At 71.4% G+C, this 12891-nt stretch carries 9 protein-coding genes, 2 pseudogenes and 1 riboswitch; of the genes and pseudogenes, 8 read left to right on the top strand and 3 right to left on the bottom strand.

The window, feature by feature from the left end:
* Positions 1-94 precede the first annotated feature (94 nt).
* A complete protein-coding gene (locus OP86_RS30885; protein WP_030261035.1) occupies positions 95-1132 on the top strand; it encodes a nucleoside triphosphate pyrophosphohydrolase in 1038 nt (345 codons plus the stop codon).
* A gap of 78 nt (positions 1133-1210) precedes the next feature.
* Here the strand turns inward: OP86_RS30885 and OP86_RS30880 are convergent, their stop codons facing one another.
* Positions 1211-1636: an SDR family NAD(P)-dependent oxidoreductase gene (locus OP86_RS30880; RefSeq protein ID WP_030059438.1), complete on the bottom strand. Its 426-nt coding sequence runs from the start codon at positions 1634-1636 to the stop codon at positions 1211-1213.
* Positions 1637-1903: 267 nt separating this feature from the next.
* Between OP86_RS30880 and OP86_RS30875 the strand changes: the two genes are divergently transcribed.
* The 7 genes and pseudogenes from OP86_RS30875 (at position 1904) to OP86_RS30845 (ending at position 9993) form a co-directional block, all read left to right on the top strand.
* Entirely contained in the window at positions 1904-3232 is a 1329-nt protein-coding gene (locus OP86_RS30875) for a cytochrome P450 family protein (protein WP_033334129.1), read from the top strand.
* Positions 3233-3442: 210 nt separating this feature from the next.
* Positions 3443-3611: riboswitch (cyclic di-AMP (ydaO/yuaA leader) on the top strand.
* 5 nt (positions 3612-3616) lie between these two features.
* Complete coding sequence (locus OP86_RS30870) at positions 3617-4408, top strand: LysM peptidoglycan-binding domain-containing protein (protein ID WP_030059436.1); 792 nt, start codon at positions 3617-3619, stop codon at positions 4406-4408.
* Between the two features lie 277 nt (positions 4409-4685).
* A complete protein-coding gene (gene eno, locus OP86_RS30865; RefSeq protein WP_030059435.1) occupies positions 4686-5972 on the top strand; it encodes a phosphopyruvate hydratase in 1287 nt (428 codons plus the stop codon).
* A 143-nt stretch (positions 5973-6115) separates the two neighbouring features.
* A complete protein-coding gene (locus OP86_RS30860; RefSeq protein WP_051831061.1) occupies positions 6116-6601 on the top strand; it encodes an FtsB family cell division protein in 486 nt (161 codons plus the stop codon).
* Positions 6573-7106: pseudogene (locus tag OP86_RS30855) on the top strand (DUF501 domain-containing protein); the annotation flags it as partial. The gene OP86_RS30860 and the pseudogene OP86_RS30855, both read left to right, overlap by 29 nt.
* Positions 7107-7261: 155 nt before the next feature.
* Entirely contained in the window at positions 7262-8197 is a 936-nt protein-coding gene (locus OP86_RS30850; protein WP_030059432.1) for a Ppx/GppA phosphatase family protein, read from the top strand.
* Between the two features lie 428 nt (positions 8198-8625).
* Entirely contained in the window at positions 8626-9993 is a 1368-nt protein-coding gene (locus tag OP86_RS30845) for an NAD(P)/FAD-dependent oxidoreductase (RefSeq protein ID WP_030059431.1), read from the top strand.
* Positions 9994-10168: 175 nt separating this feature from the next.
* On the opposite strand, the gene OP86_RS30840 is transcribed toward OP86_RS30845, so the two are convergent.
* Entirely contained in the window at positions 10169-12727 is a 2559-nt protein-coding gene (locus tag OP86_RS30840; RefSeq protein ID WP_030059430.1) for an ABC transporter permease, read from the bottom strand.
* A 63-nt stretch (positions 12728-12790) separates the two neighbouring features.
* Positions 12791-12891: pseudogene (locus tag OP86_RS35355) on the bottom strand (ABC transporter ATP-binding protein); the annotation flags it as partial.

The following is a 12891-nucleotide window of genomic DNA, read 5'->3' as shown; positions in this document are numbered from 1 at the left end:
CAGAAGACGGCATACGAGATTTCTGCCTGTCTCGTGGGCTCGGAGATGTGTATAAGAGACAGGGGGTGGGGCGGGAGAGTAGGTTCGGGGTGTGATGACGAATGTGCCGGGTGCCAAGTTGATCCTGCTGACCACCACCCACCGGGTGGCTCCCGGGCTGCTCGCGTGGCCGGCGTGGGAGGCGTTGCGGTCGGCCGGGCGGGTGTTGGTGGGGGACGAGGGGCATCCGCAGGTGCCGGCGGTGCGGCAGGCCGGGGTGGCGGTGGAGGTGGTGGCGGCCGGGTCGGCGCCCGCGTTGGCGCGGCTGCTGACCGAGCAGCCGGCCGGGGCCGGGCCGACGGTGTGGCTGGGCAGCCCGGACGGGGATCCGGGGCTGACGGACGCGTTGGCGCGGCTGGCGGTGGAGCGGGCCGGTGAGGTGCCGGAGATCGAGGTGCTGCCGGGCTCGTACGACCTGCCGGGGGCGCGGCTGCTGGACCTGGTGACGGTGATGGACCGGCTCCGCTCGCCGGGCGGTTGCCCCTGGGACGCCGAGCAGACGCACGAGAGCCTGGTGAAGTACCTGGTCGAGGAGGCGTACGAGCTGGTCGAGGCGATCGAGGAGGGTGACCGGGGGACGCTGCGCGAGGAGTTGGGCGACGTGCTGCTCCAGGTGTTCTTCCACTCCCGGATCGCCGAGGAGCACCCGACGGAGCCGTTCACGGTGGACGACGTGGCCGGTGACATCGTCGAGAAGCTGATGTACCGGCACCCGCACGTGTTCGGGGACGTCGAGGCCGAGGGCGCCGCCGAGGTGGAGGCGAACTGGGAGCAGCTCAAGGCCGCGGAGAAGGCGGACCGGGAGTCGGTGCTGGACGGCGTGCCGGCCGGGCTGCCCTCGCTGGCGTACGCGGCGAAGCTGGTGTCGAGGGTGCGTCGGGCGGGCTTCACGCAGGTGCCGGACGAGCCGTACGCGCTGCCGGCGGAGCTGACCGCGGCGTCGGCGGGCCGGCTGCTGCTGGCGGTGGCGCAGCGGGCGCACGACGCCGGGGTGGACGTGGACGCCGCGCTGCGGTCGGCCGCGCGCGGCTACCGGGACGCGGTGCGCGCGGCCGAGGGCCTCAAGCCGGCCGAGGGCATCGAGCCGGAGTAGGCCTTCAAGCCGGAGTAGGCGCTCAAGCCGGAACAGGCCCTCGGGCCGGCCGAGGGCCGTACTCCGGAGCGGGCCGGTTCACGCCGCCGTGGCGGTGTTCTCGGCCGGGCGACGCTGTGGCGGGACGAGTTCCCCGATGGCCTCGCCGACGAGGACGACGAGTTCGGCGAGGCGCTCCAGGTCGAGGTGGGCGGGCAGGTCGGCGAGGGAGATGATGCGTTCGCCGTCCGGGCCGGCGACGGCGAACAGGTCGATCGGTCCGAGGTGCTTCTCCGCGGTGTCGACGAGGGCGGCGACGTCGCTGGGGCGGCGGATGTCGCCGGAGACGCCCACGACGGGGCAGCCCGGCCGGTCGAGTTCGGCGGCGAGGTCCTCGGCGATGCCGACGTGCTGGTCGGCGATCAGCATTCCGGCGGGGTCGGCCGCGGAGAACCGGCGGGCGAGGTCGGCGCCCGACCCGCCGTCGAGTACCGCGATGACGACGACTGACCCGCTGACCCGCATGGTCTGCTCCTCCCTGTGGGCGACACCGCACCGGCGCCCACGAATACTGCGGAGGATCGTAGGCAGGTCCTGATCCTCCGCAACAGGGATTACCCCTCAGGTGACCAGGCTCACGCCCGGCACCCGGCCAAGAGCTGTCCAAGAGCTGTCCACGGACCGTTCGTAAACCGGCCACGGGTCGTCCACGGAGCGTTGGCGCGCCGGTCGCGCGCCGCCGTCGCAAGGGCGCGCCCGGCCGGCCGGGAACGCACCGGATACGGTCGACCCATGCCAGCTCAGCCCGACTCCGCCCGGCCCGCCGCCGCTCCGCTCGACGCCTCCGCCCCGCAGCTGTTCACCTGGGAGTTCGCCGCCGATCCGTACCCCGCCTACGCCTGGCTGCGCGAGCACGCCCCGGTGCACCGGACCACGCTGCCGAGCGGGGTCGAGGCCTGGCTGGTGACCAGGTACGCGGACGCCCGGCAGGCGCTCGCGGACGGCCGGCTGTCGAAGAATCCGGCGCACCACAGCGAGCAGGCGCACCGCACCGGCCGGGTGGGCATCCCGGGGGAGCGGCAGGCGGATCTGATGACGCACCTGTTGAACATCGACCCGCCGGACCACACCCGGCTGCGTCGGCTGGTGTCGAAGGCGTTCACTCCGCGCCGGGTGGCCGAGTTCGAGCCGCGGGTGCAGCAGCTCACGGACCGGCTGATCGACGGCTTCGCGCAGCGCGGTTCGGCGGACCTGATCCACGAGTTCGCGTTCCCGCTCCCCATCTACGCGATCTGCGACATGCTGGGAGTGCCGGCGGAGGACCAGGACGACTTCCGCGACTGGGCCGGGATGATGCTGCGACACACAAAGCCGGGCCACGGCGGCAGCCAACGCGGCGGTGTGGGGCGGGCGGTGAAGCGGATGCGGGCGTACCTGCTGGAGCTGATCCACCGCAAGCGCGCGGACCTCGGGGACGATCTGATCTCGGGCCTGATCCGGGCGAGTGACCACGGCGAGCACCTGACGGAGAACGAGGCCGCGGCGATGGCCTTCATCCTCCTGTTCGCGGGCTTCGAGACGACGGTGAACCTGATCGGCAACGGGACGTACGCGTTGCTGCGCAATCCGGAGCAGCGCCGGCTGCTGCAGGAGTCGGTGGCGCGCGGCGAGACCGCGCTGCTGGAGACGGGGATCGAGGAACTCCTGCGCTACGACGGGCCGGTGGAGCTGGCGACCTGGCGGTTCGCGACCCGGCCGTTGACCATCGGCGGGGTGGACATCCCGGTGGGCGATCCGGTGCTGGTGGTGTTGGCGGCGGCGGACCGCGATCCGGCCCGGTTCGCGGACGAGAACACCCTTGACCTGGCCCGAACGGACAATCCCCATCTGGGGTTCGGGCACGGCATCCACTACTGCATCGGCGCCCCGCTGGCCCGCCTGGAGGGGCGTGCCGCGCTGGCCACGCTGCTTTCCCGACTGCCCGATCTGCGGCTCGCGGAAAGCCCGGAGAATCTGCGCTGGCGGGGTGGCCTGATCATGCGTGGACTGCGGGAACTTCCGGTCGAATTCAGTCCGGAGAGCCGGTCCCCGCACGCGCCTGCGGAGGCTTCGACGCGCTGACGGGGTGTCGCTCACGGGCTCTTTACGGCGGTATGAACACCCATCAAACCGGACATAGTGACGCCGTTGGTAGGCGATCGGACACGCGCCGTAATTTCTGTGTGATATCGGTGATATGAGCTTGTGATCGGTCTGAGGATCTGTCTACTCTCCCTGGAGTTCGCAGCTGCGGACCTCGTGCGCGGAACGCCGAATCCTGCCCGCCGCATCACGGGAAACCGACCAGAACCCTGGGCAGGGGCGGGGGAACCAGGTTTGTTGCCGTCCTCCCACGGCTTGGGGTGAAGCCGCCCGAGCGGAATCGTTTCCGCATACGGCGGCCGGGCCACCTCCCGGTCCGAACCCGACAGCTCACCTCGCAGGCGTGCGGAGAGGGACCTCTTCATGCTGTTCGTTGGAACTGGCCGCCACCGTCGTCGCACCCAGGCCGAGAAGGCCATCGCCGTCGCCGGTGTGGCCGGCGTCGGACTCGCGCTGCCGCTCCTCACCGCCACCGGCGCCTCCGCGGCCCCGGCCTCCAGCTGGGACTCCGTCGCCCAGTGCGAGAGCGGCGGCAACTGGAGCATCAACACCGGCAACGGCTTCTACGGCGGTCTGCAGTTCACCTCCAGCACCTGGAAGGCGTACGGCGGCACCGCGTACGCGCCGCAGGCCAACCAGGCCAGCAAGGGGCAGCAGATCGCGGTCGCCGAGAAGGTCCTCGCCTCGCAGGGCCCGGGCGCCTGGCCGGTCTGCTCGCAGAAGGCCGGTCTGAGCAAGGGCGGTGCCCCGGCCGCCGTCGACACCTTCTCGGACGCCACGCCGCAGTCCGCCCCCAAGCAGCAGACGCCCAAGCAGCAGGCCCAGAAGCCCGCCGCCAAGCCGGCCGAGAAGCCGGCCGCCCAGCAGCCGGTGCAGCAGTACGCCCCGAAGCACGCCGCTCCCAAGCAGGCCGAGAAGCCCGTCGAGCAGTCGGTGCAGCAGTACGCCCCGAAGCACGCCGCGCCGCAGCAGGCCCCGCAGGCCGCCCCGGCGTCCGGCCACGACTACACCGTCCGCTCCGGCGACACGCTGTCGACCATCGCCGCCGCCCAGGGCGTGTCCGGCGGCTGGCACGCGCTGTACGAGCAGAACCACGCCACCGTCGGCGGCGACCCGGACCTGATCCTGCCCGGCCAGGTGCTGCACCTCGGCTGAGCCCGCTCGCCCGGCCCGCCCCGGGCCGTTCCCGGCGCGACGCGCGGAGGGGGCCGGTACGACCGGTCCCCTTCGTCCGCGTTCGTCCGCTCCAGTAGGACAAGCTGGGACAAGCAGGTGAACTACCGGTGGGTAGTGGGGCCACACGCTGAGACGGGACCGAGGCCGACGTGGCCCCGGGAGCCCGGGCGGCTAGGCTCTGGTCCGTAACGACTCCGCAATCGTCCCGCCGACAGCACCAGCGTCAGCCGGACCTGCTTCCGCAAGGAGATGCCTCGTGCCGTCCATCGATGTCGTCGTAGCCCGTGAGATCCTCGACTCGCGCGGCAACCCCACGGTCGAGGTCGAGGTCGGCCTCGACGACGGCAGCACGGGTCGTGCCGCTGTCCCGTCGGGTGCCTCCACCGGTGCCTTCGAGGCGCTGGAGCTGCGCGACGGTGACAAGAACCGCTACTTCGGCAAGGGCGTCGAGAAGGCCGTCCTGGCCGTCATCGAGCAGATCGGCCCGGAGCTGGTCGGCTACGACGCCACCGAGCAGCGCCTGATCGACCAGGCCATGCTCGACCTGGACGCCACCCCGGACAAGTCCTCGCTCGGCGCCAACGCCATCCTGGGCGTCTCGCTGGCCGTCGCGCACGCCGCCTCCGAGGCCAGCGACCTGCCGCTGTTCCGCTACCTGGGCGGCCCGAACGCGCACGTCCTGCCGGTGCCGATGATGAACATCCTCAACGGCGGCTCGCACGCGGACTCCAACGTCGACATCCAGGAGTTCATGATCGCCCCGATCGGCGCGGAGTCCTTCTCCGAGGCCGTCCGCTGGGGCGTCGAGGTCTACCACACCCTCAAGGGCGTGCTGAAGGAGCGCGGCCTGTCCACCGGCCTCGGCGACGAGGGCGGCTTCGCGCCGAACCTGGACAGCAACCGCGAGGCCCTGGACCTGATCACCGAGGCCATCCAGAAGGCCGGCTACGTGCCCGGCCGCGACATCGCGCTGGCCCTGGACGTCGCCGCCTCCGAGTTCTACGAGGACGGCGCCTACCAGTTCGAGGGCAAGGCGCTGACCGCCGACCAGCTCATCGAGTACTACGCCGAGCTGGTCGCCGCCTACCCGCTGGTCTCCATCGAGGACCCGCTGGACGAGTCGGACTGGGACGGCTGGAAGGCCATGACCGTCAAGCTGGGCGACAAGGTCCAGCTGGTCGGCGACGACCTGTTCGTCACCAACCCGCAGCGCCTGGCCAAGGGCATCGAGACCGGCACCGCCAACGCGCTGCTGGTGAAGGTGAACCAGATCGGCTCGCTGACCGAGACCCTGGACGCCGTCGAGCTGGCCCAGCGCAACGGCTACCGCTGCATGATGTCGCACCGCTCCGGCGAGACCGAGGACGTCACCATCGCCGACCTGGCCGTCGCCACCAACTGCGGCCAGATCAAGACCGGTGCCCCGGCCCGCTCCGAGCGCGTCGCCAAGTACAACCAGCTGCTGCGCATCGAGGAGATCCTCGACGACGCCGCCGAGTACGCCGGCCGCGGCGCCTTCCCGCGCTTCCGCTCCGCGGAATAACCAGCGCGGCAAGCACCGGGGCCGAGCAGCCCCGGTAGCGCACGCCTGACCGGTGCCCCGCCGTTCACCCCGTAGGGTGGACGGCGGGGCACCGTCGCGACCAGGAGGGGACACCGGAGATGGCAGGCTGGAGGATCCCGGGCTTGGCGGCCCGGCCTCGGTTCACGAGCCGGGCGACCGTCCTCGTCCTGGTGCTCTGCTCGCTGGTGGCGATCCTCGCCTACCCGACGCGGCAGTTCATCTCCCAGCGCGCCGAGATCTCCGCCCAGCGGGCGAAGGCCGACCACGCGCGCCAGCAGGTCGAACAACTGCGCCGGGACAAGGCCCGCTGGCAGGACCCGGAGTACGTCAAGGCGCAGGCACGCGCCCGGCTGCACTACGCGGTGCCGGGGGAGACCCCGTACATCGCCGTGGACCCGGCCGGCCAGGCCTCCGCCCGGCCCTCCTCGTCCGCGGCCGGCGCCGCCCCGCCCGGCGGTACGGCCGCCGCCCAGGCGAAGGCCGCCCCGCCCTGGTACGCCAGCATCTGGGACTCGGTGGACGCCGCCGACACCGTCGCGGCCGCCCCCGCCACCCCACGTCCGCTCCCACCGTCCTCCGTTGGAGACACCTCCCCCCATGACCACTGAGAACCACCCCGCCGTCTCCGACGCCGACGTCGCGGCCATCGCCGCCCAGCTCGGCCGGGTGCCGCGCGGCCTGCGCGGCGTGGCGCACCGCTGCCCCTGCGGCAACCCCGACGTCGTGGAGACGGCCCCCCGGCTGCCGGACGGCACGCCGTTCCCGACGCTGTACTACCTGACCTGCCCCAAGGCCGCCTCGCTGATCGGCACCCTGGAGGCGGACGGCGTGATGAAGGAGCAGAGCGCCCGGCTCGCCGAGGACCCGGAGCTGGCCGCCGCCTACCAGAAGGCGCACGAGGACTACATCGCCCGGCGCGACGCGATCGAGGTGCTGGAGGGCTTCCCGAGTGCCGGCGGCATGCCGGACCGGGTGAAGTGCCTGCACGTGCTGGTCGGCCACTCGCTGGCGGCCGGCGAGGGCGTCAACCCGCTCGGCGACGAGGCGATCGGCATGCTGGAGGACTGGTGGGCCAAGGGCCCGTGCGTCTCCCCGGCCGAGGTCCAGGCCGCCGGTGAGCGGGTGGCCCGCAACCGTGCCAAGGACCAGGACCACGAGGCCGTGATCGCCGCCAAGCAGCAGAAGGCCGCCGAGCGCGCCGCCAAGAAGCGGGCGGCGGAGGAGGAGCCGGCGCAGGACGCCGACGGGCAGCAGGAGTCGCCGTGACCATGACCCGCGTCGCCGCGATCGACTGCGGCACCAACTCGATCCGGCTGCTGGTCGCCGACCTGGACCCGGAGACCGGGGAGATCACCGACCTCGACCGCCGGATGATCGTCAACCGGCTGGGCCAGGGCGTGGACCAGACCGGCCGGCTGCACCCGGACGCGCTGGCCCGCACCTTCGCGGCCTGCCGGGAGTACCAGGAGGTCATCTCCGGCTTCGGCGTCGGCCCCGAGCGGGTCCGCTTCGTCGCCACCAGTGCCTCCCGGGACGCCGAGAACAGCGACGAGTACGTCAAGGGCGTGCGCGACGTCCTGGGCGTCGAGCCCGAGGTGGTGAGCGGCGAGGAGGAGGCGCGACTGTCCTTCCTGGGCGCCACCAAGGAGCTGACCGGCGGCCTGTTCCCGGCCCCGTACCTGGTGTTCGACCTCGGCGGCGGCTCGACCGAGTTCGTGCTCGGGACGGAGGACGTGCAGGCGGCGCGCTCGGTGGACATCGGCTGCGTGCGGCTGACCGAGCGGCACTTCGGCGGCGCCGAGCTGCCGTCCGCGGAGCAGATCGCCGAGGCGCGGGCGCACGTGCGGGCCGAGCTGGACAAGGCCGAGGAGGTCGTCCCGCTGACCGGCGCGGCCACCCTGGTGGGCCTGGCCGGGACGGTCACCACGGTGTCCGCGATCGCCCAGGGCCTGTCGGAGTACGACTCGGCGGCGATCCACCACTCGCGGGTCAGCCGGGAGCAGGTCGCCGACATCGCCCGCGAGCTGCTGGCCGCGACCCACGCCGAGCGCGCGGCGATCCCGTCGATGCACCCGGGCCGGGTGGACGTGATCGCGGCCGGCGCGCTGGAGCTGCTGGAGATCATGGAGCGGACCGGTGCCGCCGAGGTGGTCGTGAGCGAGCACGACATCCTGGACGGGATCGCCTGGGGTATTGCCCCCTGAGGCTCCGCAGGGCTTACCCGACCGGCCCCGGCGCCCCTTCGGGGGAGCCGGGGCCGGGGCGCGCCCGGGCCCGTGCGGAAAAGTTCGTGAATTTCTTCACATGGCAATCCGGTCATTCGTCGCACCGGCTCGCCCGCTACGTCCGAATTGTGGGACCGAAGGCCCCTCGGTCGAGAGGCCCATTGGATCGCAGGTCAGGGCTCGCCTGGGGTTTGAAAATCAAAATCACATGCGGGAACCCGGGCCCTGTGCGGATCGTTGCTGCTCAGCGGGGTGGTGCTCCGGCGCACGTTCACGAGGGGCCGTGCGGGGGTGTGAGCACCCACCCCGGGGCCGATTTTGTGGCCGCGCAGTGTAGCACGGGGTGTCCATGAGCTTGTGACCGGGCTCACGAAGGCTGCTCCGGACGGTGCTGGATACTTTCCGATATGAGCACCACGGAGCGTCCTCGCATCCTCATTGTCGGCGGTGGTTACGTCGGCCTGTATGCCGCGATGCGCATCCTCAAGAAGATGCGCTACGGCGAAGCGACCGTCACGGTCGTGGACCCGCGGTCGTACATGACGTACCTGCCCTTCCTCCCCGAGGCGGCCGGCGGCAACGTCGCGCCCCGCAACCTCGTCGCGCCGCTGCGCAGCGCCCTCAAGCAGGCGGAGGTGCTGACCGGGTCCGTCACCGGCATCGACCACGCCCGCAAGGTCGCCACCATCCAGCCCGCGGCCGGCGACAGCTACGAGCTGCCCTTCGAGTACCTGGTCGTCGCGACCGGCTCGGTCTCCCGCACCTTCCCGATCCCGGGTCTGGCGGAGAACGGCATCGGCATGAAGACGGTCGAGGAGGCCATCGGCCTCCGCAACCACGTCATGGCCCAGCTCGACAAGGCCGAGTCCACCTCGGACGAGGAGGTCCGCCGCAAGGCCCTGACCTTCGTCGTCATCGGCGGTGGCTTCGCCGGCATCGAGACGATCGCCGAGATCGAGGACATGGCCCGCGACGCGGCCAAGCTGTACAAGACCGTCAGCCGCGACGACATGCGCTTCGTCGTGGTCGAGGCGGCCAACCGCATCCTCCCCGAGATGGGCCCGGACCTCGGTCTGTGGACCAAGGAGAAGCTCGAGGAGCGCAACATCGAGGTCTACATCGAGACCTCGATGGACTCCTGCGTCGACGGCCACGTCATGCTGAAGAACGGCATGGAGATGGACGCCTCCACCATCGTGTGGACGGCCGGCGTGAAGCCGAACCCGGTGCTGTCCGAGTTCGGCCTGCCGCTGGGCCCGCGCGGCCACGTCGACACCGCGCCGACTCTCCAGGTCCAGGGCCTTGACTACGTCTGGGCCGCCGGCGACAACGCCCAGGTCCCGGACCTTGCCGCCGGCGAGGGCGCCTGGTGCCCGCCGAACGCGCAGCACGCCTGCCGTCAGGCCGTCGTCCTCGGTGACAACGTGATCTCCGGCATGCGGGGCTTCCCGCAGAAGGAGTACAAGCACAAGAACCTCGGTGCGGTTGCCGGTCTCGGCCTGCACAAGGGCGTCGCGATCCTCTTCGGCAAGTACAAGCTGAAGGGCCGTCCGGCCTGGTGGTTCCACCGCCTGTACCACGGCGCGATGGTCCCGACCTTCAACCGCAAGGTCCGCGTCTTCACCGACTGGACGCTCGCGATGTTCCTCAAGCGCGAGATGGTCGGCCTTTCGCAGATGGAGCGGCCGCAGCTGCCGATCCAGGAGGTCACCCCGCCCACCAAGCCCGTCGAGGCCGCCAAGCCGGCCGCCGACAAGGAACTCGCCAGCAAGTAAGCGACTGAGACCCCGGTGTGGGAGCACCGGGGTATGAGTCGGAGGCCCTCCGCCCGGCAGCGTTGCCGGACCACGACCTCCGTGGTGCTCAGCCGGCCGTGCGACCGGGCGGAGTACAGCAGTAGAAGAGCCCCTGCCGAAACCCTCCGGCAGGGGCTCTCGCTGTGTCCGGGACTCAGTCGGTCTTGATGCTCGACAGGATGTCCAGCTTGGACGCCCGGCGGGCCGGCCAGATCGCCGCCACCAGGCCGACCACCCCGGCCAGGGCCAGGAACAGTGCCAGCTGGCCGTACGGCAGCACGGTGGTCAGACCGGCCAGGCTGGACTTCAGGGTGCCGTTGATCGCCCAGGCGATGAAGCAGCCGAGCAGCAGGCCGATGCCGGCGCCGAACAGCGAGATCACCACGGACTCCAGACGGACCATCCGCTTGACGCCCCGGCGGTCCAGGCCGATCGCCCGCAGCATCCCGATCTCGCGCTTGCGCTCGAAGACCGACATCGCCAGCGTGTTGATCACCCCGAGGATCGCGATCAGGACCGCCATGCCCAGCAGGCCGTACATCAGGTTCAGCGCGAAGGTGATGGTCTGGCTGAAGTCGTCGCGGACGTCCTGCCTGGACTTCACCTCGATCACCGGGTTGGCGCCGGTGGCGTCCTTGAGCGACTGCTTGAGCGCGTCGGTGGCACCGTCCTTGCCCTTGACCAGGACGTCGGCGATGTACGGCTTCGGCTCGTGCTTGGCGATCTCGGTGTTGGCGAGGAGGACCGGGCCGAGCATGCCGCCCGTCCTGTAGACGCCGCCGACGGTGAGCCGGCCCGTGGAGTCGTCCGGGTAGGAGACCGTCATCGTCGAGCCGGCGGTGACGTTGAACTTCTTGGCGACGTCCTCGTCCACCAGCAGCTGGCCCTGGCCGAGCGCGGCCGCGGAGCCGCTGGTCAGCTTGATGTCGACGAGCTGCTCGAAGCTCGCCGCGTCCAGGCCGGTGATCGACTTGGTGGTGCCGTCGAGCTCCCAGTAGGCGGCGGTCATCGGCGAGGAGGCCGCCACGCCGGGGGCCTTGGCGATCTGCGCCGGCACCTGGTCGGAGAGGTTCATGCTGTTGGCGGCCGAGACGATGTAGTCGGCCTTCATCGAGCTGGTGACGGCCCGGTCGACCACGTCGCTCACCGAGGCGCCGATCACGGTGAGGCCGGTGACCAGGGTCAGGCCGATGGTGAGCGCGGCGGCGGTGGCCGCCGTCCGGCGCGGGTTGCGCACCGCGTTCTGCTGGGCGAGCTTGCCCGGGGTGCCGCCGAGACCGCGCAGCAGCGGGCCGACCAGCGCGACCACCGGACGGGAGAGCAGCGGCAGCAGGACGAACACGCCGATCAGGGCCAGGAAGGCGCCCAGGCCGACCGGCATCCGGCCGCTGGTGTCGCCGGTGGAGGCGCCGAAGCCGATCAGGGCCAGCCCGCCGGCGGCGAGCAGCGAGCCGATCGTGTTGCGGACCACCAGGCTCTTCTGGGAGCTGGGCTGGTCGCCGCTGCTCATCGCGGCCACCGGGGCGATCCGGGCCGCGCGCAGCGCCGGCAGCAGGGCCGACAGCACCGTCACCACGACGCCGACCACCAGGGTCACCGCGACCGTCAGCGGCTTGATCACCAGCGAACCGCTCGGCAGGTTCTCGTTCAGGCTGCCGATCAGGGACTGCATCCCGGCGCCGATCCCGACACCGGCGGCCAGGCCCGCCACCGCCGAGACGGTGCCGATCAGCAGGGCCTCGACCAGTACCGAGCGGGTGACCTGCTTGCGGCTGGCGCCGATGGCGCGCAGCAGGGCCAGCTCCTTGGTGCGCTGGGCGACCAGCATGGTGAAGGTGTTGGCGATGATGAAGATGCCGACGAAGAGCGAGATGAAGGCGAAGACCAGCAGCATGGTGCGCATGCTGTCGGTGCCCCTGGTGATCATCGCCTGCTCGTCCGCCTTCAGCTTGGCGCCGGTCTCGACGTCGAACTGGTGGCCGGACGGCACCTTGGGCTGGACCTGGGCGAGCAGCGCGTCCTCGGAGGAGCCGGGCTTGGCGGTGAGCACGACGCTGCTGTAGCGGCCGGGCTCCAGGAGCAACTGCTGGGCGGTGGCCCGGTCGAACAGGGTGAGCGTGCCGCCGGTGTTCACCACCGGGTCGTCGGTGGTGAAGATGCCGGTGAGCTTCGCCTCGACCACCGGGCCGTTGGCGGCGACCCGCACGGTGTCGCCGACCTGGTAGCCCGCCTTGTCGGCGGTCCTGCGGTCGAGGGCGATCTGCTTGCCGTCCTTCGGGCCCTGGCCCTCGGCCATCGGGTAGCGCGGGTCCCTGCCGTCCTGGCCCGGCGCGAAGTTGGCGCCCTTGGCGGCCCAGAACTGGCCGATCAGGTTGCCCTTGCGGTCGGCGACGCCGGTGAAGCCGCTGACCACGCCGCGCGCGGTGGCGGTGCCCGGCAGGGCGGCCAGCTGCTGGACGGTGGCGTCGGTGAGCGCGGCGGAGCCGCTCTCGCTCTTCTGCCTGGCGCTGGCGCCGGAGCCGGCCGCGCGGTCCACCACCTGGACCGAGACGTCCGAGTAGCTCTTGGAGTTGCTGTCCCGCATGGCCTTGCCGAAGGTGTCGGAGAAGACCATGGTGCCCGCCACGAAGGCGGTGCCGAGCATGACGGCGAGCGCCGTCATCAGCAGTCGGCCCTTGTGGGCCAGCACGTTGCGCAGTGCGGTGCGATACATGGGGTGTCCTGGGAAGGGTCGGTGGGCGGGCTGCGGGCTGTCGCCCCCTGGCTGGATGTGGCTCTAGCTGGTGCGGCCCTTGGCGTCGAAGCGGCGCATGCGGTCCAGGACGGTGTCGGCGGTGGGGGTGTGGAGTTCGTCGACGATGCGGCCGTCGGCGAGGA

The organism is Streptomyces novaecaesareae, from assembly GCF_000716875.1.
In the GTDB taxonomy this organism is placed as follows: domain Bacteria; phylum Actinomycetota; class Actinomycetes; order Streptomycetales; family Streptomycetaceae; genus Kitasatospora; species Kitasatospora novaecaesareae.
This window is presented reverse-complemented; position numbering and strand designations above follow the sequence as displayed.

What these genes read in the sequence shown, in the direction of transcription:
- OP86_RS30850 (WP_030059432.1), top strand. Translation starts at nt 7,262, where the DNA reads ATGACCCGCGTCGCCGCGATCGACTGCGGCACCAACTCGATCCGGCTG.
- OP86_RS30880 (WP_030059438.1), bottom strand. Translation starts at nt 1,636, where the DNA reads ATGCGGGTCAGCGGGTCAGTCGTCGTCATCGCGGTACTCGACGGCGGG.
- OP86_RS30870 (WP_030059436.1), top strand. Translation starts at nt 3,617, where the DNA reads ATGCTGTTCGTTGGAACTGGCCGCCACCGTCGTCGCACCCAGGCCGAG.
- OP86_RS30845 (WP_030059431.1), top strand. Translation starts at nt 8,626, where the DNA reads ATGAGCACCACGGAGCGTCCTCGCATCCTCATTGTCGGCGGTGGTTAC.
- OP86_RS30840 (WP_030059430.1), bottom strand. Translation starts at nt 12,727, where the DNA reads ATGTATCGCACCGCACTGCGCAACGTGCTGGCCCACAAGGGCCGACTG.
- OP86_RS30875 (WP_033334129.1), top strand. Translation starts at nt 1,904, where the DNA reads ATGCCAGCTCAGCCCGACTCCGCCCGGCCCGCCGCCGCTCCGCTCGAC.
- OP86_RS30885 (WP_030261035.1), top strand. Translation starts at nt 95, where the DNA reads ATGACGAATGTGCCGGGTGCCAAGTTGATCCTGCTGACCACCACCCAC.